The sequence below is a fragment of the Streptomyces sp. NPDC018029 genome (genome assembly GCF_044327655.1).
Lineage (GTDB): Bacteria > Actinomycetota > Actinomycetes > Streptomycetales > Streptomycetaceae > Streptomyces.
This window is the reverse complement of the sequence record NZ_JBIRFV010000007.1, coordinates 427,355-448,442: the sequence shown is the minus strand read 5'-3', so window position 1 is coordinate 448,442 and position 21,088 is coordinate 427,355. Positions and strand designations below refer to the sequence as shown.

Here is a 21,088-nt window from a genome sequence, read left to right as displayed (position 1 = left end):
GACTCCGCTCGGGAGAACAACTCCGCCCCGTCCGACATCTCGCGCGGTTGAACGCCCCGCCCGTATCTTCCGTACTCCCCGGTATCACCGGCGACACGGGAGCACCTCGGGAGGCACCTTGCGGCGCGTCAACGGCACGGCTCTGATCATCGCGGCACTCGTCGCCACACTGGGCGCGATCGCGTTCCCGGTGTGGTCGTACGCCGACCGTTCCAGTACCGGGCCCGCCAATCTGGCCGCCGGGTCCGTGGCGACCCAGTGGGGGCCGCTCTCCGCGGCCGACCGGGATCTGCTCGTGAAGGTGCGGCTCGCCGGGCTGTGGGAGATACCCGCGGGGCAGCAGGCCGTCGAGCGCGCGCCGACCAAGGCGATCAAGGAGGCGGGCGACCACCTGATCGTCGGGCACACCGACCTCGACCAGCGGGCCAGGACCGTCGCCGCGCAGCTCGGCGTGGAGCTGCCCAACCAGCCGACCGAGCAGCAGCAGGGGTGGCTGGCGGAGCTCACCGCGGCGAGCGGCGAGACGTATCAGCGGAAGTTCGCGAACCTGCTGCGCGTCGCGCACGGGAAGGTCTTCAGCGTCGTCGCACAGGTGCGGGACAGCACCCGCAACTCGCTGATCCGGCAGCTCGCCACGGACGCCAACCAGACCGTCCTCGACCACATCACGATGCTGGAGGCCACCGGGCTCGTCGACTTCGACGGGATCGCGAACGGCGCCGCGTCGACCGCGACCGCCAGCCCCACCGGGCCTCCCCCGCCCTCCGGGGCCGCGCCCCCCGAGCCCGCGCCCGCCGGACCGAGCGGCGACGTCTCCACCACGTCCCGCCCCTCGCCCGCGCCGCCCGGCCAGGTCAACACCGATCGGCCGGAACCTCAAATGTAGCTCTGAACGTCTTCACCCGAGGGTTCACCCGCTCCCGGCAGGGTCATGACCTGGGGACGCAGGGGGACGAAGGGGGAGCGACATGGAGCGTGTGGCGGAGCGGAGGCGGCTCGGGACCGGGATCGGCTGGCGGCCCGAGATCGCGGACGCCGTGGAGGCGATGCCCGGCATCGACTGGGTTGAGGCCGTCGCGGAGAACGTCTGTCCGGGGCATCTGCCGGACTCCCTGGTGCGGCTGCGCGAGCGCGGCGTGACCGTCGTGCCGCACGGCGTCTCGCTCGGGCTCGGCGGCGCGGACCGCCCCGACGAGGGGCGCCTCACCGCGCTCGCCGAGCGGGCCGTGGCGCTCGGCTCGCCGCTGGTCACCGAGCACATCGCGTACGTGCGCGCCGGTGGCGCCCTCACCGCCACGCAGCCGCTGGAGGCCGGGCACCTGCTGCCGGTGCCGCGCACCCGCGACGCGCTCGACGTCCTCTGTGAGAACGTCCGCATCGCGCAGGACGCGCTGCCCGTGCCGCTCGCCGTGGAGAACATCGCGGCGCTCGTCGCGTGGCCCGGCGAGGAGCTGACGGAGGGACAGTTCCTGTACGAGCTGGTCGAGCGCACGGGCGTACGGCTCCTCATCGACGTCGCCAACCTCCACACGAACCACGTCAACCGCGGCGAGGACCCGGCCAAGGCCCTCGACGAACTGCCCGTCGAGGCCATCGCGTACGTCCACGTGGCGGGCGGCTTCGAGCGGGACGGCGTCTGGCACGACAGCCACGCGCACCCGGTGCCCGAGCCCGTCCTCGCGATCCTCGCCGACCTCGCGTCCCGCGTCTCCCCGCCCGGCGTCCTCCTGGAGCGGGACGAGAACTTCCCCGAGCCGGCCGAGCTGGAGAGGGAGTTGGACGCCATCCGGGCGACCGTGAAGGCGTCCGGCGAGCTGCCCGCAGAGGACCCGGCCGACCGCCGCGCGGTCCCGCCCGCCACCGCGGCCGCCCGTCAGCGCACCGCCGTCGCCCAGGCCGCCCTGCTCTCCGCGCTCGTCGCGGGCACCCCGGCGCCCGAGGGCTTCGACCACGCGCGCCTGAAGGTGCAGAGCCACGCGCTGGCCGCCAAGCGGGCCGACGTCGTCGCGAAGGTCGCGCCGGAACTGCCGGAGATCCTCGGCACGGCGTACCGCGCCGAGTTCCTCGCGTACGCCAGGACCCGCCCCATGACCGGCGGCTACCGTCACGACGCGCTGAACTTCGCCGAGCACCTGCTGCTCGCCGGGCGCCCCGACGGCGCGGACGCGGCCGTCCGGCGGCGGCTGAGCGACTGGTGGCTGGAGCGGTCGGGTCCGGCGCCGCTGTCGCGGCGGCCCGCCGCCCGGCTGCTGCACGCCACCCGCCGCGTCCTGCAGAGGCGGTGACGTCATGAGCATCATCGTCACGGTGTACACGGTCGTCGTCTCGCTCGCCGCCGCCGAGCTGATCCGGGGCGTGGTGGCGGCCCGCCGCACCAGGTCCCCGCACGCGGCGCGGCAGCCGCTCGACGCCGAGCACGGCGTCTTCGTCCGGGGCACCCTGGAGGCCGCGTTCCTCTCCGGTGGGCCCGCCCGCGCCGCGGACTCGCTGATCGCGGGCCTGCACGAGGACGGCCGCCTTGTCGTCGCAGGACCCGGTGTCGTCGGCATCAGCCGCCCGGCCGCCAGGAACGCGGGTGAACAGGCGGTCATCGACGCCCACTCCGCGGCGCCCAGCGGGGCGCTGCACTGGCTGCGGGTGGCGGTGATGCGGAGCGCGCCGGTGCAGGAGACGGGCGAAGCGCTCGCGCGGCGCGGTCTCCTCGTGCGGCCGGGGCGGCAGCGGAAGTGGCGGCGCTGGGCCGGGGCGCAGATCTTCCTGACCTTCTTCGGGTTCATGGTGTGTGCCGTCCTGACCGTGGTCAGGTTCGCGAACAGCTATCTGGAGCCGGGCAGCGCCGACACTCCGCTCCCCGACATCCTGGCGCTGCTGCCCGCCGCCGCCTTCGGCATGGTCAGCGGCTTCGTCTGCCTCGCGGTCACGTCGAAGCAGCTCACCGTCGCGGGGCGGTACGCGCTGCGGGAGTACGTCGCCTCGTCGGGCCACCTCACGGGCGCGGCACACCTGGTGGCCACGCGCGGCCTCGCGGCGGCCCACCCCGATCTGCGGGACCAGCTGATCGCCGCCGCCCGCGTCCGGGTCCCGGCGATGGCTCCCGCCGGCCCGCTCCCGGCCCCGTACACGAACGCGAGCGCGTGGAGCGCGGGGAGCGGCACGTCCGTGTGGTGCGGTTCGGGCAGCAGCGGCGGGGGTGGCGGTTTCTGCTGCTCGGGCGGTGGCGGTGGTGGGGGCGGCGGGTCCTCCTGTTCCGGCGGCGGAGGCTCGTCCTGCTCCGGCGGGGGCGGAGGCGGCGGTTCGTCCTGCAGCAGTGGCGGTGGCTCGTCCTGCGGCGGTGGGGGCGGCGGCTCCTCGTGCGGCGGGGGCGGGGGCGGGTCATGTTGAGCAGCCCGCGCTCCTCCTTCTGAGGGCGCACGCCGCGACCGTCGGCGCACGGTCCCGGTACGGCAGGTGACGTACTCCCGGCCGTATCGGACCGGGCCCCGCCCGGGGCGCACTAACGTGCGGTGCCGCAACAGGAGGCGCCATGCGATTGCGAACCATCAACGGCACCGGCCTCATCGTCGCGGGCCTAGTCGCGACCCTGGCCGCGCTGATCTTCCCCCTCTGGTCCTACGAGGACCGCTCGGGCACCGCCCTCGACCAGCTCCACGCGGACACCGTGTCCACCGACTTCGGGCCGCTCTCCGCGCTGGACAGGGACTTCATCACCAAGGTGCGCCTCGCGGGCCTGTGGGAGCTGCCCGCCGGGCAGCAGGCCGAGGAGCGCGGCACCACCGAGGCCGTGCGGACCGCGGGCGGGCACCTCGTCGAGGGCCACACGTTCCTCGACGCGCGGGTACGCGAGGTCGCGGCCCGGCTCGGCCTCGAACTGCCCAGCCAGCCGAGCCGCCAACAGCGCGACTGGCTGGCGGAGTTGAGCGGCGCGCGCGGCGAGGCGTACGACGCCAAGTTCGCGAACATCCTGCGCCGGGCCCACGGCAAGGTGTTCTCCGTGGTGGCCGAGGTGCGCGCGAACACCCGCAACTCCCTGGTGCGCACCCTGGCCGACGACGCGAACACGACCGTCCTCGACCACATCAAGGTCCTGGAGGCCACCGGCCTCGTCGACTTCGACGGCCTCGCACGGGACGCGGCGACGACCGGCCCAGCAGGTCCCGTGACCAGGTCACCCGCCCCGCCGGGCCCCACCGACTCCCCCGGCTCGGCCCGGCCGGTCACGCCGTCGCCCACGTTCCCGCTGCCGCCCGCGGCGTCCCGGCCGAAACCCCGCGACCGATAGCACCAGGAAACGGAACGTTATCCACCCGTCACCGAGTGTCCACATAGTGAATGGGGCGTAGCGCCATGCGGCGCCTTCGCATAGAAAACCGCCATGTTCTGGGTACCCCTGCTCCTTCTCGCCTGGGCCGCGGCCGGTCTCTCCTGCGGTCGGCTCTGCCTCGCCGCGAGCCGCGCCGCCGAGCAGGAGAGAGCCGTGGCGCGCGGGCACGAACTCACCGTCTATGAAGCGGCGTTCCTGTCCGGCGGCCCCTCGCGCGTCGCCGACGTGACGCTGGTCGCGATGGCCAGGGCGCGGCGGCTGCTGATCGCGCACACCGGCTGGGCGACCGTCGTCGACCCGGTGGGCCGCGACGACATGGAGCGTTCGGTGCTCGGCGCGATCGGCCCCGCGGGTCAGTCGCGGATAGCGCCGGTACGCAGGGGCGCGGCGGCCGCCGACCCGGTGCGGGCGCTCGCGGACCGGCTCGTCGCGGCGGGTCTCGCCGTCCCCGACGGCATCGGTTCGGGGGTCGCGGCCGCGGTGCGCCAGGTGTGGGCCGCGACGGCGGTGGTCCTCGGCCTCGGCGCCGTCGCGGTGCTGATGCCGGCGCAGGAGCGGGGGGCCGCCGCCGGGCAGGTGCCGGTCGCGGTCTGGTTCGCGCTGCCGCTGCTGCTGTGCACGGCCTGTCTGCTCATCGCCCGCATGGAGATCCACCCGTACACGCGGTGGGCGTCCCCCGCGGGCCAGCGGCTCCTCGGCGCGCTGCCCGCGCGCGGCGAGGAGCTCATCGCCGTCGCCGTGCGCGGGGTGCGGGCGGCGGGCGATCCGGGGCTGCGGGCCGCCTTCTCGCAGCGGCCGCAGCGCGGGACGACGCAACGGGGTCATTGAGCCGACACCGGCAGGCCGGTGCTTTACTTCGCCAAATACCAGACGAATCATCACTTTTGTTCGAGCAGCACCCGGAACGCACGGCCGGACAAAAGAGGTAGACAGCGCGATGAGAGCAGCAGCCGCCCGCTATGGCACCGCCGGATCCCTGGTCCTGACCGCCCTCGTCGCCACCCCCGCGGGCAGCGCGAGCGGCAGCCCGCCCTCCCCCGAGATGTCCGGCACCACCGTCGCGGCGCAGCGCGCCGAGGCCGCCGGAATCCGCTGGGGCGCCTGCGCCAAGACCGAGGGCCTCCCCCCGTCCGTCCGGTGCGGCACGGTCTCCGTGCCGCTCGACTACGCCCGGCCCGACGGCAAGCAGATCAAGCTGACCGTCAGCCGCACCAAGGCCACCGGGAAGGCGGCGAAGAAGGCGGTCGGCCGGCAGGGGGCGCTGGTCTACAACCCGGGCGGACCCGGCGCGTCCGGCACCTACTTCCCGCTCGTGGGCGCCCTGCCCGAGTGGAAGCGCATCGCGGCGGCGTACGACCTGGTCGGCTACGCCCCGCGCGGGGTCGGCCGCTCGGCGCCGCTGTCCTGCCAGGACCCGAAGCGGTTCGGCAAGGCGCCCTCGCAGGCGCCGACCCACCCCGACGCCGCGTACAAGCGGGAGCGCATCGCGCGGGCCAAGGCGTACGCGCGGGGGTGCGCGGAGCGCAACCGCGGGCTGCGCCACTACACGTCGCTGAACAACGCGCGCGACCTGGAGGTGCTGCGGGCGGCGCTCGGCGAGCAGAGGCTGACGTTCATGGGCGCCTCGTACGGCACCTACTTCGGTGCCGTCTACGCGACGCTGTTCCCCTCGCACGTGCGCCGCATGGTCTTCGACTCGGCGGTCAACCCCGACCCGGCGCAGGTCTGGTACGGCAACAACCTCGACCAGTCCCTGGCCTTCGAGCGGCGGTGGGCCGACTTCCGCACCTGGGTGGCCAAGCACGACAAGGCGTACCACCTCGGCAGGACCCCCGATGCCGTCCAGCGCAGCTACGAGAAGGTGAGCGCCGAGCTGGCCCGCGAGCCCGCGGGCGGCAAGGTCGGCCCCGGGCAGCTGCAGGGCGCGTTCCTCCAGGCCGGCTACTACGACGACTACTGGCCGATGCGTGCGTCGGCGCTCTCCGCGTACCTGAAGGGCGACCCGAAGCCGCTGATCGAGCAGGCCGCTCCCGAACCGAAGGCGGCCGCGGAGAACGAGAACGGCAACGCCGTCTACACCGCCGTCGAGTGCAACGACGCGCCCTGGCCGACCGACTTCGAGACCTGGGACCGCGACAACTCCCGGCTCGCGCGTGTGGCCCCCTTCGAGACCTGGGACAACGCCTGGATGAACCTGCCGTGCGCCTACTGGCCCGCGCCGCGGCAACGGCCCGTCGACGTGCGGACGGCCCCGGGCGCGCTGCCCCCGACGCTGATCCTGGCCGCCGAGCGGGACGCGGCGACCCCCTACCAGGGCGCTGTGGAGCTGAACCGCCGACTGTCGGGATCGGCCCTGGTGACCGAGGAGAACGCGGGCACGCACGGCATCGCGGGCGGCCCCAACAAGTGCGTCAACGGACACTTCGAGGCGTATCTCCTGGAGGGCAGGCTCCCCGGGCGGCACGCGTCGTGCGCGCCGCACAAGGAGCCCGAGCCGTCGTCCGGAGCGCGGTCGGCGAAGCTGCCCCGCGAGCGTTAGAGCCTGATACGGGTTCTCAGGCCAGGCCCGCCACGAGGTCCGCCACGGACTTGCGGCGGCCGGTGAAGAACGGCACCTCTTCACGGACGTGCATCCGGGCCTCGGAGGCACGCAGGTGACGCATGAGGTCGACGATGCGGTACAGCTCGTCGGCCTCGAAGGCGAGCAGCCACTCGTAGTCCCCGAGGGAGAACGAGGCGACGGTGTTGGCGCGCACGTCGGGGTAGCCGCGGGCCATCTTGCCGTGGTCGGCGAGCATGCGGCGGCGGTCCTCGTCGGGCAGCAGGTACCAGTCGTAGGAGCGCACGAAGGGGTAGACCGAGACGTAGTTGCGGGGGGTCTCGTCGGCGAGGAACGCCGGGATGTGCGACTTGTTGAACTCGGCGGGGCGGTGCAGCGCCATGTTCGACCAGACCGGCTCCAGGGAGCGGCCCAGCTTGGTGCGGCGGAAGAGGTTGTAGGCCTCCTGCAGCTCGTCGGCGGTCTCGGCGTGCCACCAGATCATGACGTCGGCGTCGGCGCGCAGGCCCGAGACGTCGTAGGTGCCGCGGACGGTGATGTCCTTGGCGGCGAGCTGGTCGAACAGGTCCTGGACCTCTTCGGCGTAGCCCGCGCGGTTCTCGGGGAGCACGTCGCGCAGCTTGAAGACGGACCACAGCGTGTAGCGGATGACCTCGTTGAGGTCCTTCGCCTTCTTGCCGGCGTTCGGGGTCTTGCCGATGACTTCGGCGGGAGCGTCACTCATGCGGCTATTCTCCTCCGCCGCCGTGCAGGCTCTGCACCGGGTTGCGGGTGAGCTGCTGCACACCCGCGAAGTCGCCCGCCAGCTGGTCGACGGCGGCGTTGGCGCTCGCGACGCAGGCCGGGATGCCCACGCCGTCGTACGCCGCCCCGCAGACCACGAGGCCCGGCAGCCCGGCGACGTGGGAGCGGATGCGGGCCACGCGCGCGTGGTGGCCCACCGGGTACTGCGGGAGGCCGTCGTCCCAGCGGGTGACGCGGGTCGCGACGGGGGTGGCGGTCAGGCCGGTGGCCTCGCGCAGGTCGTGCCGGGACAGCCCGACCAGCTCGGCGTCGTCCCGCTCCAGGATCTCCGTCTCGCCGTACCGTCCGACGGACGTGCGGAGCACCAGCAGATCGGGGTCCTGGCGGTCGATCCAGCCCCATTTGCGGCTGGCGAAGGTGGACGCCTTGATCGTGTGCCCGTCGACGGGCGGCACGAGGAAACCGCTGCCTTCGGGGAGGTCGGTCTCGCTCCGGCGGTACACGAGGGTCGTGAGGGCCATGGAGGCGTACTCGACGGTGCGCAGCTCGGCGGCGGCCGCGGGCGACTCGGCGTCCAGGAGCTTCGCGGCGGCGGGCGCGGGCAGCGCGAGGACGACGGCGTCGGCTTCGTGGACGCCGCTTTCGGTGACCACGTGCCAGCCGTCGGCCGTCCGCCGCAGCTCCGTGACCGGCGTGTCCGTCAGGATCTCGGCGCCACGCGCGCGTACCGAATCGGCGACGGCGAGCGGCAGCCCGCCGACGCCGCCGTCGATGCCCATGAAGACGGGCCCGGTCTGCGGGCTCCGCGCGGCGGCGCGCGCCTGGATGGCGCGGACGCCCTCGGTGAGGGAGGCGTGCGTGCGGGCCGCCTCGAAGAGCTGCGGGACGGCCGAAAGCATCGAGATGCGGTACGCGTCGCCCGCGTACACCCCGCCGAGCAGCGGTTCCACGAGGCGGTCGACGACCTCCCGGCCCAGGCGCGCGGCGACGTACTCGCCGACGGCGACGTCGTCGCCGACCTCGGTGGGCGGCAGCTCGCGGTCCCGCTCGATGCGGTGCAGGCCCTCTTCGGAGAGGACGCCCGCCAGGGCGGACGCGTCGCCGGGCACGCCCATGACGTGGCCCTTGGGCATCGGGCGCAGGGCGCCGCGGGTCCAGATGGCGGCGGTCGCGGTGGCGGGCGGCTGGAGCCGGTCGGCGAGGCCGACCTCGCGGGCGAGGGCGACGGCCTCGGGGCGGCGGGCGAGCATCGACTCGGCGCCGAGGTCGACGCGGACCCCGGCGATCTCGGCGGCGTGCAGCTTGCCGCCGAGCCGGCCGGACGCCTCCAGGACGGTCACCCGCCTGTCCGGGTCGGCGGTGAGCAGGCGGTGCGCGGCGGCCAGCCCCGCGATACCGCCTCCGATGACGACGGCATGGCCGTTCCCCGCACGTGTGTCCGTTTCGCGCATGCCTCCACTCTCTCAGACCGGCGAGTCCCGACCGTGACCGCATCGGAACCGGTCGGCAACACCGTTCCGGCCCTCTCCCGCGTCGAAGGAGCATCAGTTCACCGACCCCGGGGGGTACGCCGATGCACGCGTCAAGGAACTCCGCCCACCGCACCGTCCAGGTCCTCGCCGGCCTGCTGCTCGCCATCGCGCTCGCGCTCACGGGGTGCACCTCGGGCAGCGGCGGGGACAGTGACAGCGGCGGCGACGGCCAAGCCGCGGGTGTCGCCCCCGAAGGGAAGGAGAAGGGCGTCGGCGGCGGGCGGGCCGATCAGTCCGCGAACTCCGACTCCGGCGCCCGCGACGCCGGCACGCGCAAGCCGCCCGAGCCGGCCGACACCCACGTCATCCGCACCGCGAAGCTCACCGTCCGCGTCAAGGACGTGCCCGAAGCGCTCGACGAGGCCCGGCGGATCGCCGAGGACGCCGGCGGCATGGTGGGCGACGAGAACACCTCCCGCGACGGCGACGGGCGCGAGCGCTCCCGTGTCGTCCTGCGCGTGCCGCAGGACAAGTACGGGGACGTCCTCGCCTCCCTCGAAGGCACCGGCCGGCTCATCGGCAGGGAAGCGAAGGCGCGGGACGTCACCGACCAGGTCGTCGACGTGAAGAGCCGCATCACGTCGCAGCGCGCGAGCGTGGCGCGGGTGCGGGAGCTGATGGACAAGGCCACGAAACTGAGCGATGTGGTGGCCCTGGAAGGGGAGTTGAGCACGCGTCAGTCCGACCTGGAGGCGCTGCTCGCCCAGCAGGCCTCGTTGAAGGACCGCACGAGCATGGCCACGATCACGCTCTCGCTCACCGAGAGCCGCGCGAAGGCCGGGATCGGGGCCGAGGACGACGACACGTCGTTCGGGGACGCGCTCGCGGGCGGCTGGGACGCGTTCGTGACGGCGCTGCGCTGGGTCGGGATCGTCCTCGCCGCGGTGCTGCCGTTCGCGGCGGTGGCCGCGCTGCTGCTCGTCCTGTGGCTGTGGGTCGTACGCCCGTTGCGCTCCCGGCGCCCGGCCGCGGCTCCCGCGGGCCCGGCCGTCCCGGCGCGTGAGGGGGACGACGACTAGGGAGCTTCCGTAGGGCCTGCGCGTCGTAGCGTGTCCGTATGAGCAGCACACGAGAGCGACTTGTGGTCATCGGGGGCGACGCGGCCGGCATGTCGGCGGCGTCGCAGGCGCGCAGGCTCAAGGGCCCCGACGAGTTGGAGATCGTCGCGTTCGAGCGCGGCCACTTCACGTCGTACTCCGCCTGCGGCATCCCCTACTGGGTGGGCGGCGCCGTCGGGGAGCGGGACGAGCTGATCGCACGGTCCCCCGAGCAGCACAGGGAGCGCGCCATCGATCTGCGGATGCGCACCGAGGTGGTGCGGCTCGACGTGCCGGGCCGCCGCGTCCTGGCCCGCGACCTGGCGGCGGGCGAGGAGTACTGGACGTCGTACGACAAGCTCGTCATCGCCACCGGCGCCCGGCCCGTCCGTCCGCCGCTGCCCGGCATCGACGCGCCGGGGGTGCACGGCGTGCAGACCCTCGACGACGGGCAGGCCCTGCTCGACACGCTGACGCGGACACCGGGCCGCCGCGCCGTCGTCATCGGCGCGGGCTACATCGGCGTGGAGATGGCCGAGGCGCTGGTCGGCCGTGGGTACGAGGTGACGGTCGTCAACCGCGGCAAGGAACCCATGTCGACGCTCGACCCGGACATGGGGCGCCTCGTGCACGACGCGATGACCGGCATGGGCATCGGGATGGTGAACGAGGCCGAGGTCACCAAGGTCCTGACAGGTGACGACGGGCGGGTCAGGGCGGTGGCGACGGAGGACGCCGAGTATCCGGCGGACGTCGTGGTGCTCGGTCTCGGCGTACGTCCGGAGACGACGCTCGCCCGCGAGGCCGGGCTGTCGCTGGGCGAGCACGGCGGAGTGCTGACCGACCTGGCGATGCGCGTGCGCGGGCACGACAACATCTGGGCGGGCGGGGACTGCGTGGAGGTCCTCGACCTGGTGTCGGGGCGCGAGCGGCACATCGCGCTCGGCACGCACGCCAACAAGCACGGGCAGGTCATCGGCTCGAACGCGGGCGGTGGTTACGCGACGTTCCCCGGCGTCGTCGGCACGGCCGTCAGCAAGGTCTGCGACCTGGAGATCGCCCGCACCGGTCTGCGCGAGAGGGACGCGCGGGCCGCCGGGTTCCGGTTCGTGACGGTGACCATCGAGTCGACGAGCAGGGCCGGTTACTACCCGGGCGCGGCCCCGATGACGGTGAAGATGCTCGCCGAGCGGCGCACCGGGCGGCTCCTCGGCGTGCAGATCGTCGGCCGGGAGGGCGCGGGCAAGCGCGTCGACGTGGCGGCCGTCGCGCTGACGGCGCAGATGACGGTGGAGCAGATGACGGCGCTCGACCTCGGGTACGCGCCGCCCTTCTCCCCGGTGTGGGACCCGGTCCTGATCGCGGCGCGCAAGGCGGTGGCGGCGGTGCGGGCGGATCGGAGCTGACGCACCCCCTTTTCCCGCCCCTCCTCCCAAGGGCACGTCGTCTCTTTTCCGCCACCTTTCACAGAACCAGCACAGACCCCACGGGCGGGCCGCACCATGTGACGCGTCAGAGCGGCACGGACACACACAGCGACGTGTGAACCTGCCGTTGGGGGGCGGGCCTCGGGGTGGACACACCCCCGCGGCCCGACCGTGGAGGGGACCACACACCGCATGGACCACACCGTACGAGCGACGGCTCCCGACGCCGGAGCTCTGCTCGACCACGACCGCGCGAACGCGGAGTTCACCGCGCACCGCCCGCCGCTCCTCAAGGGGGCGTGACGGCCGTGCGCATTCTCGTCCTTGGCTCCACCGGATACCTGGGCGGGGCCGTCATGGAGCGGCTGCGCGCCCTGCCGGGCGTCCGGCTGCTCCGCGGCGGCCGGGCCCCCGGGGACGACCTCCGGATCGACCTCGCCACCATCACCCGGGGCGCGCTCGCCGAGCAGCTGACGCGGGCCGCGCCCGACGCCGTGGTCAACTGCGCGGGCGCGATTGGCGGCAGCCCGCTGACCCTCGCCGAGGCCAACGCCCGCGGCCCCGCGGTGCTCTGCGAGGCCCTGTGCGCGGCGGTGCCGACCGCGCGCCTGGTGCACCTCGGCTCGGCGGCCGAGTACGGGCCGACGGGCATCGGCGAGCGGACCCTTGAGGACTCCCCCGCCCGCCCGGTCACGCCGTACGGAGCCACGAAGCTGGCCGGCACGCTCGCCGTGGTCGACTCCGGGCTCCACGCGATCGTGCTGCGGGTCACCGACCCGGTGGGCCCCGGGGCGGCGCCGGCCGGACTGCCGGGCCGTCTCACCGCCGAGCTGCGCCGGGCGGTCGCCCGGACCCCGCACGGCACGGTGCGGGTCGGCGACCTGTCCGCGCACCGGGACTTCGTCGACACGCGCGATGTGGCGCAGGCCGTGGCGCAGGCGCTCACCCTGCCGGGGCGGCTGCCGCGCCTGATCAACATCGGCAGCGGCCGGGCGGTCCCGGCGCGCAACCTGGCACACGGGCTGGTCGTCGAGGCGGGCTTCACCGGGTGCGTCGAGGAGTCCCTCGGCACGGTGGGGTGTGCGACGGCGATGCCCTGGCAGTGCGCCGACATCAGCGCCGCGGAGTGGGAGCTGGACTGGCGGCCGCGGTTCACCCTGCGGGAATCGCTCGCCGCGCTCTGGGCGTCGGACGGCGCCCCGCGCCCCACGCGGGCCGTGGGGAAGCCCCGATGACCCTGCGGGCCGCTGGACGTCGATACGGCGTACGGGTCGGCACCTGATGGCCGTGGAACAGTCCCTGCCCGGGCAGGCAGGGACCGTTTTCGGACTTTCTCAGACGGCGGTGCGCGTGTGCACGTACTCCACGAGGCGGGTCAGCGCCTCGGGGTCCGTGGTCGGCAGGACGCCGTGGCCGAGGTTGAAGATGTGGCCCTCCAGGTCCTTGGCGGCGGCGAGCACCTCGTCGGTCTTCGCCTCGACGGCCTCGCGGGTGGAGAAGAGGACGGCCGGGTCCAGGTTGCCCTGGATCGCCTTGCCGGGGCCGACGCGGCGCGCGGCCTCGTCCAGCGGCACCCGCCAGTCGGCGCCGACGACATCCGCGCCGGCCTCGCCCATGAGCCCGAGCAGCTCGCCGGTGCCGACGCCGAAGTGGATGCGGGGCACGCCGTACGAGGCGACGGCGTCGAAGACCTTCGCGGAAGCGGGCATCACCGAACGGCGGTAGTCGGCGGGCGACAGGGCGCCCACCCACGAGTCGAAGAGCTGCACGGCGCTGGCGCCCGCCTCGATCTGCACCTTCAGGAAGGCGCTCGTGATCTCCGCGAGCCGGTCGAGGAGGTCCGCCCAGAGCTGCGGGTCGCCGTACATGAGCGCCTTGGTGTGCTCGTGGTTGCGGCTCGGGCCGCCCTCCACGAGGTAACTCGCGAGAGTGAAAGGCGCACCGGCGAAGCCGATGAGCGGCGTCGACCCGAGCTCGGCGGTCAGCATCCCGATCGCCTCGGTGACGTAGTGGACGTCCTCGGGCGTGAGGTCCCGCAGCTGCGCGAGGTCGGCGCGCGAGCGGATGGGGTTCTCGACGACGGGTCCGACGCCCGGCTTGATGTCGAGGTCGACGCCGATCGCCTTGAGCGGGACGACGATGTCGCTGAAGTAGATCGCCGCGTCGACGTGGTGGCGGCGGACCGGCTGCAGCGTGATCTCGGTGACGAGGTCGGGGCGCATGCAGGACTCCAGCATGGCCGTGCCCTCGCGCACCTTGCGGTACTCGGGAAGTGAGCGCCCCGCCTGCCGCATGAACCAGACCGGCGTGTGCGGCACGGCCTCGCGCCTGCACGCCTTCATGAAGGGGGAGTCGTACGTCGCTGCGTTCTGCCGGCCCTCGGGGCGACGGCTGTCATTGGCACTCACGCGGAAAGTCTCGCACGTTGACCGGGGACCCCCTCACGGGTGTCTCTCCCTGCGCGAAGGCGCCGTTCCCCTTAACCTTCCCCGCATGGCTGCGGCTCAGGGACAACGGTCGGACGGCGCTGGCGAGATGGAGAGTTCGGAGGGGAAGGTGGCGGATTCGGCTCCGTTGCCCTTCCGCGCGGCGGTCGACGCGCTGCGGGGGGCACGGCTGCGGCCGGAGATCGAGATCGACCCGACACGTCCGCCGCAGCGGCTCGCGCCGTACGCGTACGCGGTGGAGGCGGCGGTCGTGGACGGCGACGAGGACCTCGCGGACGGGCGGCTCGTCCTGCTCCACGATCCGTCCGGGCACGACGCGTGGCAGGGCACCTTCCGGCTCGTCACGCTCGTGCGGGCGGAGCTGGAGCCGGAGATGGCGGCGGATCCGCTGCTGCCGGAGGTGTGCTGGTCGTGGCTGACCGGGGCGCTGCACGCGCGGGGGCTCACCGCGGGCGAGGCGAGCGGCACGGTGACGCGGGCGGCCTCGCACTACTTCGGGGGCCTCGCGGAGCGCCCGCCCGCCTCACAGATCGAGATCCGGGCCTCCTGGACCCCTCGGGAGGGCACCGGCGGGGTGCCGGACACGGGGGCGCACCTGGCGGCCTGGTGCGACCTGCTCTGCCAGGTCGCGGGGCTGCCGCCCGCCGGGCCCGGTGACGGGTCCGTGGTCTCACTGCCGCAACGGCGGGGGCCGCTCTCCCCTTGACTGGCCGTGCCCCCCGGCACCGTCGAATATCCACTGAACCGCCGAACACCCATTCCCCCCGTGGCCCCACGCCGCGGGGGTTTGCCTTGCTGGGGTCACCCGGAAGGTGGCGCGTTCGGTTTGATCTTCGGATGATCGAGCGCATGTCCGAATTGCCCGAATTATTGCTCACCAAATCGTGATCATCCCCTAAAGGCGGCAGGGATTGGTGCCGAAGAGGTTTGTGACCTTGAAAGCACGGATTCGTCCCGGCTTCATCCCCGAGCCGGCCCCGTCCCGCCACCCCAGGAGGCCTGGTGTCCGTTCTCCTCGAGCAGCCCGCAAGCCTGGTCGCCTACCGCCCGAACAAGCCGACCGCCATGGTCGTCGTGGCCGACCCCCGCGTCCGTTCCACCGTCACCCGCCACCTGTGGGCGCTCGGTGTACGCGACGTCATCGAAGCCTCGTCCATCGCGGAGGCTCGTCCCCGCATCGGCAACCCCCGGGACATCTGCGTCGCAGACGTCCACCTCCCCGACGGCTCCGGCCTGACGCTCCTCTCCGAAACCCGTGCCGCGGGCTGGCCCAACGGCCTCGCCCTCTCCGCCGCCGACGACATCGGCGCCGTGCGCAACGCCCTCGCGGGCGGCGTCAAGGGCTACGTCGTCACCGGCACCCGTACGAACGTCGGACTCCCCACCCGTCCCGGCGCCGCCCCCATCGGCTCGGCCGCCGCCCGCATGCACCGCCGCCCTCCGGGCACCCCGAGCCACCCCGGCGGCTACCGCGAGCTCTCCGGCCGCGAGGTCGAGGTGCTGCGCCTGGTCGCGGAGGGCCAGTCCAACAAGGCCATCGGCGTCTCGATGGGCCTGTCCGCCCTGACCGTCAAGAGCCACCTCGCCCGCATCGCCCGCAAGCTCGGCACGGGTGACCGGGCCGGGATGGTGGCCGTCGCCCTGCGCACCGGCATCATCCACTGACTGATTTACACCCCCCGCGCGCCCGTCGACGGAACGTTCCGTCGACGGGCGCTGTCCATACACAGATACCCTTGACAGGTGACCGACGCCCAAGAGACCGCAGCAGACAGCTCACTGCGAACCACCGGAGGCGGCCCTCCGGACGACGACGGCCTCGCACCCGAAGGGCTGCCGATCCCCCTGCTCGAACCGCGCGACGGCATTCCGCCGGTGGTCGAGGACGAGGAATCCCTCGCCGCGACCGTCGCCGCCTTCGCCGCGGGCACCGGACCCGTCGCCGTCGACGCCGAGCGCGCGTCCGGCTACCGGTACGGCCAGCGGGCCTATCTCGTCCAGCTCCGCCGCGAGGGCGCGGGCACCGCGCTCGTCGACCCCGTCGCCTGCCCCGACCTCTCCGGCCTCGGCGAGGCCCTCGGCGACACCGAGTGGGTCCTGCACGCCGCCACCCAGGACCTGCCGTGCCTGCGGGAAATAGGCATGGTCCCGTCGAGCCTCTTCGACACGGAGCTCGCGGGCCGGCTCGCCGGGTTCCCGCGGGTGGGGCTCGGCGCGATGGTCGAGAGCGTGCTCGGATACGTCCTGGAGAAGGGGCACTCCGCCGTCGACTGGTCGACCCGGCCGCTCCCCGAGCCCTGGCTGCGGTACGCGGCGCTCGACGTCGAGCTCCTCGTCGACCTCCGCGACGCCCTGGAGAAGGAGCTCGACCGGCAGGGCAAGCTGGAGTGGGCCCGCGAGGAGTTCGACGCCATCGCCTCCGCGCCGCCCGCGCCGCCCCGCAAGGACCCCTGGCGCCGCACGTCCGGCATGCACAAGGTGCGGCGCCGTCGCCAGATGGCGGTCGTACGGGAACTGTGGACCGCGCGCGACCGGATCGCCCAGCGGCGCGACGTGTCGCCGGGCAAGGTGCTCAGCGACGGGGCGATCGTCGAGGCGGCGCTCGGCCTGCCGCCCAACGTGCACGCGCTCGCGGGGCTGACCGGCTTCGGGCACCGCATGGGGCGGCGCCAGCTGGAGCAGTGGCAGGCCGCGGTGGATCGCGCCAAGGCGCTGCCCGACTCCGAGCTGCCGCAGCCCGGCCAGACGGTGAGCGGGCCGCCGCCGCCGCGCTCCTGGGCGGACCGGGATCCCGCCGCGGCGGCGCGGCTCTCCGCGGCGCGTGCCGCGGTCTCCGCGATTGCCGAGCGGCTCAATATGCCCCAGGAGAACCTGATCACTCCGGACACCGTCCGGCGCGTGTGCTGGGAGCCTCCGGCTCAGGTGACCGAGGACACGGTGGCGGCGGCCCTTGCCGCCTACGGCGCCCGCCCCTGGCAGATCACCCAGGTCACCCCGGCCTTGGTCACAGCCCTCTCCTAGGCCGACACTCCCCTCTAACCCAACACCCACCCACCCACTCACTCACCCCACCGCACGACGGACGGGCTGGGCGGGTGGGCGGGTGGGTGCTTTTGTCGACCGCTGTGCACTCCCGCCACTGTCCCGCCGCTCCGCGGCGGATACCTCCCACCCACCCACCCGTGCACCCCGCACCGCACAGTGACCGCGACGCCCGCACCTTCCCGCCGCGAGCCGGGGAGGAGACATCCGCCGCACAGCGGCGGACCTGCTCCCACCTGCGCCGCTACGTGCGGGGCAAACGGGCGGGGCTGCTCCTACCCGGCCTTTAGGTGCGGGGCAAACGGGCGGGCGGGTGGGGACGATCCGCCGCGCAGCGGCGGGACTGCTCCTACCCGGACCTTTAGGTGCGGGGTGAACGGGTGGGTGGGTGGGAGGTGGCCGCTGCGGAGCGGCGGGGCTGGGCCTGCCCGGGCCCGCGCGCGGGGTAGGAAAACGGACCCTGCACCGGTGCGGAGAAGCCCCACGGCCGAGTGTGACCTTCGCCTCGCCGCGGCACCACCGACCAGCCCTTGGCCACATAGTTACCGACAAGTAGCATGGCTTCAGGAAGCGCGCCGCAGGCGTGGCGCAACCGCACCCTGGAGGAGAGCCATCGTGCCTCGTACCGTCAGGGACGTCGTCTTCGTGGACGGCGTCCGCACCCCGTTCGGCAAGGCGGGTCCGAAGGGCATCTACCACGAGACCCGTGCCGATGACCTCGTCGTGAAGGCCATCCGGGAGCTGCTGCGCCGCAACCCGGACCTCGACCCCGCCAAGATCGACGAGGTCGCCATCGCGGCGACCACGCAGATCGGCGACCAGGGCCTGACGATCGGCCGCACCGCCGGCATCCTCGCCGGGCTGCCGCAGTCCGTGCCCGGCTACTCCATCGACCGCATGTGCGCCGGCGCGCTCACCGCCGTGACCTCGGTCGCGGGCAGCGTCGCCTTCGGTGCGTACGACATCGCCGTCGCCGGCGGTGTCGAGCACATGGGCCGCCACCCCATGGGTGAGGGCGTCGACCCGAACCCGCGGTTCGTGAGCGAGAAGCTCGTCGACGAGTCGGCCCTGTTCATGGGCATGACCGCCGAGAACCTGCACGACCGGTACCCCACGATCACCAAGCTGCGCGCCGACGAGTACGCGGTGCGCTCCCAGGAGAAGGCCGCCAAGGCGTACGCCGACGGCAAGATCCAGGCCGACCTGGTTCCGATCTCCGTGCGTCGCACCAACGCCGAGGCCGGTGAGACCGGCTGGGGCCTCGCCACCGCCGACGAGCCGATGCGTCCGGGGACGACCCTGGAGAACCTCGCCGGGCTGAAGACCCCGTTCCGTACGCACGGCCGCGTCACCGCGGGCAACGCCGCCGGTCTCAACGACGGCGCCACCGCCTCCCTCATCGCCTCCGAGGAGTTCGCGCGGGAGAACGGCCTGCCGGTCAAGATGCGCCTCGTCTCGTACGCCTTCGCGGGCGTCGAGCCGGAGGTCATGGGCTACGGCCCGATCCCGGCCACGGAGAAGGCCCTCGCCAAGGCGGGGCTCTCCATCTCCGACATCGGTCTCTTCGAGATCAACGAGGCCTTCGCCGTGCAGGTGCTCGCCTTCCTGGAGCACTACGGCATCGCGGACGACGACGCCCGCGTCAACCAGTACGGCGGCGCCATCGCGTTCGGCCACCCGCTCGCCTCCTCCGGCGTACGCCTGATGACGCAGCTGGCACGGCAGTTCGAGGAGCAGCCCGAGGTGCGTTACGGCCTCACGACCATGTGCGTCGGCTTCGGCATGGGCGCGACGGTCATCTGGGAGAACCCGAACCACAAGGACGCCGGAGGCGACAAGTGAGCACCACGACCACTGAGCTTCTGAAGGGTGCGGCCGAGCTGTTCCCGGACGAGGTCGTCACGCAGGCGCACGTACGCCACCTCGACCTTCCCCAGGGTGCCGGGCGCTTCGCGCTCATCACGCTGGACAACGGCTTCGACCACACCAAGCCGACCACCTTCGGCCCGCAGTCCCTCGCCAACCTGAACACGGCGATCGACCAGGTCGAGAAGGAGGCGGCCGAGGGCACCATCGTCGGTGTCGGCATCACCGGCAAGCCGTTCATCTTCGCCGTCGGCGCCGACCTCAAGGGCGTCGAGCTGCTCAAGCACCACGAGGACGCGCTCGCCATCGGCAAGGGCGGGCACGAGGTCTTCAAGCGCCTCTCCGGCCTCGCCGTGCCGACCTTCGCGTACTACAACGGCGCCGCGATGGGCGGTGGCGTCGAGGTCGGTCTGCACTGCTCCTACCGCACCGTCTCCAAGGCGCTGCCCGCCTTCTCGCTGCCCGAGGTCTTCCTCGGCCTGGTCCCGGGCTGGGGCGGCTGCGCGCTGCTCCCGAACCTGATCGGCGCCGACAAGGCCGTCTCGGTCATCATCGAGAACTCGCTGAACCAGAACCGCCAGCTCAAGGGCAAGCAGGTCTTCGAGCTCGGCATTGCCGACGCGATCTTCGAGGGCGCCGACTTCCTCGAGCAGTCGCTGATCTGGACGGCCTCCGTCCTGAACGGCTCGGTCGAGGTCGTCCGGCCCGAGATCGACCGCGGCGAGGGCTGGGACGCCGCCGTCGCGCGCGGCCGTGCCATCGCCGACTCCAAGGTGCACGGCGCCGCTCCGGCCGCCTACCGCGCCCTGGAGATCATCGCGGCCGCCAAGGACGGCGACCTGCAGCAGGGCTTCGACGCCGAGGACGTCGCGCTCGCCGACCTCATCATGGGCGGCGAACTGCGCGCGGGCATCTACTCGTTCAACCTCGTGCAGAAGCGCGCCAAGCGTCCGGCCGGTGCGCCCGACAAGAACCTGGCGCGCCCGGTCACCAAGGTCGGCGTCGTCGGCGCCGGTCTGATGGCCTCGCAGCTCGCGCTGCTCTTCCTGCGCCGCCTGGAGGTGCCGGTCGTGCTGACCGACATCGACCAGGAGCGCGTCGACAAGGGCGTGTCGTACGTCAAGGAGGAGATCGACAAGCTCCTCCTCAAGGGCCGCGTCAACCAGGACAAGGCGAACCGTCTGAAGGCGCTCGTCTCCGGTGTCCTGGACAAGGCCGAGGGCTTCTCCGACGCCGACTTCATCATCGAGGCCGTCTTCGAGGAGATCGGCGTCAAGCAGCAGGTGTTCGCCGAGGTCGAGGCGGTCGCCCCGGCGCACGCGATCCTCGCCACCAACACCTCCTCGCTGTCGGTCACCGAGATGGCGTCGAAGCTGAAGCACCCCGAGCGGGTCGTCGGCTTCCACTTCTTCAACCCGGTCGCGATCCTGCCGCTCCTGGAGATCGTGCGCGGCGAGCAGACCGACGACGCGTCGCTGGCCACGGCCTTCGGTGTCGCCAAGAAGCTGAAGAAGACCGCGGTGCTCGTGAAGGACGCTCCGGCGTTCGTCGTGAACCGCATCCTGACCCGCTTCATGGGCGAGATCCAGAACGTCATCGACGAGGGCACCCCGGTCGCCGTCGCCGAGAAGGCCGTCGAGCCGCTCGGTCTGCCGATGTCGCCGCTGGTCCTCCTCGAACTGGTCGGCCCGGCCATCGGCCTGCACGTGTCCGAGACCCTGAACCGCGCCTTCCCGGAGCGCTTCACCGTCTCGCCGAACCTCGCGGCCGTCGTCAAGGCGGGCAAGCGCGGCTTCTACGTGTACGACAGCGGGAAGCCGGAGCTCGACCCGGAGGTCGCCGCGCTCCTCAAGCAGGGCGACAAGGTCCTCACCGAGGAGCAGGTGCGGGACCGCGTGCTCGACGCGGTGGCGCAGGAGATCGGGCTCATGCTCGACGAGGGCGTCGTCGCCGAGGCCCAGGACATCGACCTCTGCCTGATCACCGGTGCGGGCTGGCCCTTCCACCTGGGCGGCATCACGCCGTACCTGGACCGTGAGGGCGTCAGCGAGCGCGTGAACGGGAAGCGGTTCCTGGCGCAGGGCGTGGCGAGCGTCCCGGCGTAACACCGCA

General features: G+C 73.1%; 17 protein-coding genes. 14 read left to right on the top strand and 3 right to left on the bottom strand.

Annotated elements, in window-relative coordinates:
* Positions 1 to 118: 118 nt before the first annotated feature.
* The 6 genes from ACH4D5_RS23390 (at position 119) to ACH4D5_RS23365 (ending at position 6,860) form a co-directional block, all read left to right on the top strand.
* Positions 119 to 886, top strand: a complete 768-nt coding sequence (locus ACH4D5_RS23390) for a DUF4142 domain-containing protein (RefSeq protein WP_398305746.1) — start codon at positions 119 to 121, stop codon at positions 884 to 886.
* Positions 887 to 968: 82 nt separating this feature from the next.
* On the top strand, positions 969 to 2,285 hold the full coding sequence (locus tag ACH4D5_RS23385) for a DUF692 domain-containing protein (RefSeq protein WP_398305743.1): 1,317 nt from the start codon (positions 969 to 971) through the stop codon (positions 2,283 to 2,285).
* Between the two features lie 4 nt (positions 2,286 to 2,289).
* Positions 2,290 to 3,381 (top strand): TIGR04222 domain-containing membrane protein, encoded by a 1,092-nt coding sequence (locus tag ACH4D5_RS23380; protein WP_398305740.1) that lies wholly within the window; start codon positions 2,290 to 2,292, stop codon positions 3,379 to 3,381.
* 142 nt (positions 3,382 to 3,523) lie between these two features.
* Positions 3,524 to 4,279 (top strand): DUF4142 domain-containing protein, encoded by a 756-nt coding sequence (locus ACH4D5_RS23375; RefSeq protein WP_398305737.1) that lies wholly within the window; start codon positions 3,524 to 3,526, stop codon positions 4,277 to 4,279.
* Positions 4,280 to 4,372: 93 nt separating this feature from the next.
* A complete protein-coding gene (locus ACH4D5_RS23370) occupies positions 4,373 to 5,149 on the top strand; it encodes a TIGR04222 domain-containing membrane protein (protein ID WP_398305734.1) in 777 nt (258 codons plus the stop codon).
* 109 nt (positions 5,150 to 5,258) lie between these two features.
* The gene (locus tag ACH4D5_RS23365; protein ID WP_398305731.1) at positions 5,259 to 6,860 is read left to right on the top strand and encodes an alpha/beta hydrolase; all 1,602 of its coding nucleotides are present in this window, start codon (positions 5,259 to 5,261) and stop codon (positions 6,858 to 6,860) included.
* A 16-nt stretch (positions 6,861 to 6,876) separates the two neighbouring features.
* Here ACH4D5_RS23365 and hemQ read toward each other — a convergent pair whose 3' ends face one another.
* Positions 6,877 to 7,605 carry a hydrogen peroxide-dependent heme synthase gene (hemQ, locus tag ACH4D5_RS23360; RefSeq protein ID WP_398305728.1) on the bottom strand — a complete coding sequence of 243 codons (729 nt, stop codon included), beginning with the start codon at positions 7,603 to 7,605 and terminating at the stop codon, positions 6,877 to 6,879.
* 4 nt (positions 7,606 to 7,609) lie between these two features.
* Positions 7,610 to 9,076, bottom strand: a complete 1,467-nt coding sequence (gene hemG / locus ACH4D5_RS23355) for a protoporphyrinogen oxidase (RefSeq protein WP_398305725.1) — start codon at positions 9,074 to 9,076, stop codon at positions 7,610 to 7,612.
* Positions 9,077 to 9,198: 122 nt separating this feature from the next.
* On the opposite strand from hemG, the gene ACH4D5_RS23350 reads away from it, so the two are divergent.
* From ACH4D5_RS23350 to ACH4D5_RS23340, 3 genes are all read left to right on the top strand, one after another.
* On the top strand, positions 9,199 to 10,176 hold the full coding sequence (locus ACH4D5_RS23350) for a DUF4349 domain-containing protein (RefSeq protein ID WP_398305722.1): 978 nt from the start codon (positions 9,199 to 9,201) through the stop codon (positions 10,174 to 10,176).
* A gap of 38 nt (positions 10,177 to 10,214) precedes the next feature.
* Entirely contained in the window at positions 10,215 to 11,600 is a 1,386-nt protein-coding gene (locus ACH4D5_RS23345) for an FAD-dependent oxidoreductase (RefSeq protein WP_398305720.1), read from the top strand.
* A 329-nt stretch (positions 11,601 to 11,929) separates the two neighbouring features.
* On the top strand, positions 11,930 to 12,856 hold the full coding sequence (locus ACH4D5_RS23340) for an NAD-dependent epimerase/dehydratase family protein (RefSeq protein WP_398305718.1): 927 nt from the start codon (positions 11,930 to 11,932) through the stop codon (positions 12,854 to 12,856).
* Positions 12,857 to 12,955: 99 nt separating this feature from the next.
* On the opposite strand, the gene hemE is transcribed toward ACH4D5_RS23340, so the two are convergent.
* A complete protein-coding gene (gene hemE / locus ACH4D5_RS23335; protein ID WP_398305715.1) occupies positions 12,956 to 14,029 on the bottom strand; it encodes a uroporphyrinogen decarboxylase in 1,074 nt (357 codons plus the stop codon).
* Between the two features lie 85 nt (positions 14,030 to 14,114).
* Between hemE and ACH4D5_RS23330 the strand changes: the two genes are divergently transcribed.
* The 5 genes from ACH4D5_RS23330 (at position 14,115) to ACH4D5_RS23310 (ending at position 21,081) form a co-directional block, all read left to right on the top strand.
* Entirely contained in the window at positions 14,115 to 14,774 is a 660-nt protein-coding gene (locus tag ACH4D5_RS23330; RefSeq protein WP_398305712.1) for a DUF3000 domain-containing protein, read from the top strand.
* 296 nt (positions 14,775 to 15,070) lie between these two features.
* Complete coding sequence (locus ACH4D5_RS23325; protein WP_016643199.1) at positions 15,071 to 15,733, top strand: response regulator transcription factor; 663 nt, start codon at positions 15,071 to 15,073, stop codon at positions 15,731 to 15,733.
* Positions 15,734 to 15,811: 78 nt separating this feature from the next.
* Entirely contained in the window at positions 15,812 to 17,089 is a 1,278-nt protein-coding gene (locus ACH4D5_RS23320; RefSeq protein ID WP_398305709.1) for an HRDC domain-containing protein, read from the top strand.
* A gap of 636 nt (positions 17,090 to 17,725) precedes the next feature.
* The gene (locus ACH4D5_RS23315) at positions 17,726 to 18,952 is read left to right on the top strand and encodes a thiolase family protein (RefSeq protein ID WP_398305706.1); all 1,227 of its coding nucleotides are present in this window, start codon (positions 17,726 to 17,728) and stop codon (positions 18,950 to 18,952) included.
* Complete coding sequence (locus ACH4D5_RS23310; RefSeq protein WP_398305704.1) at positions 18,949 to 21,081, top strand: 3-hydroxyacyl-CoA dehydrogenase NAD-binding domain-containing protein; 2,133 nt, start codon at positions 18,949 to 18,951, stop codon at positions 21,079 to 21,081. Before ACH4D5_RS23315 ends, ACH4D5_RS23310 begins: the two co-directional genes overlap by 4 nt.
* The last annotated feature ends 7 nt before the right edge of the window (positions 21,082 to 21,088 follow it).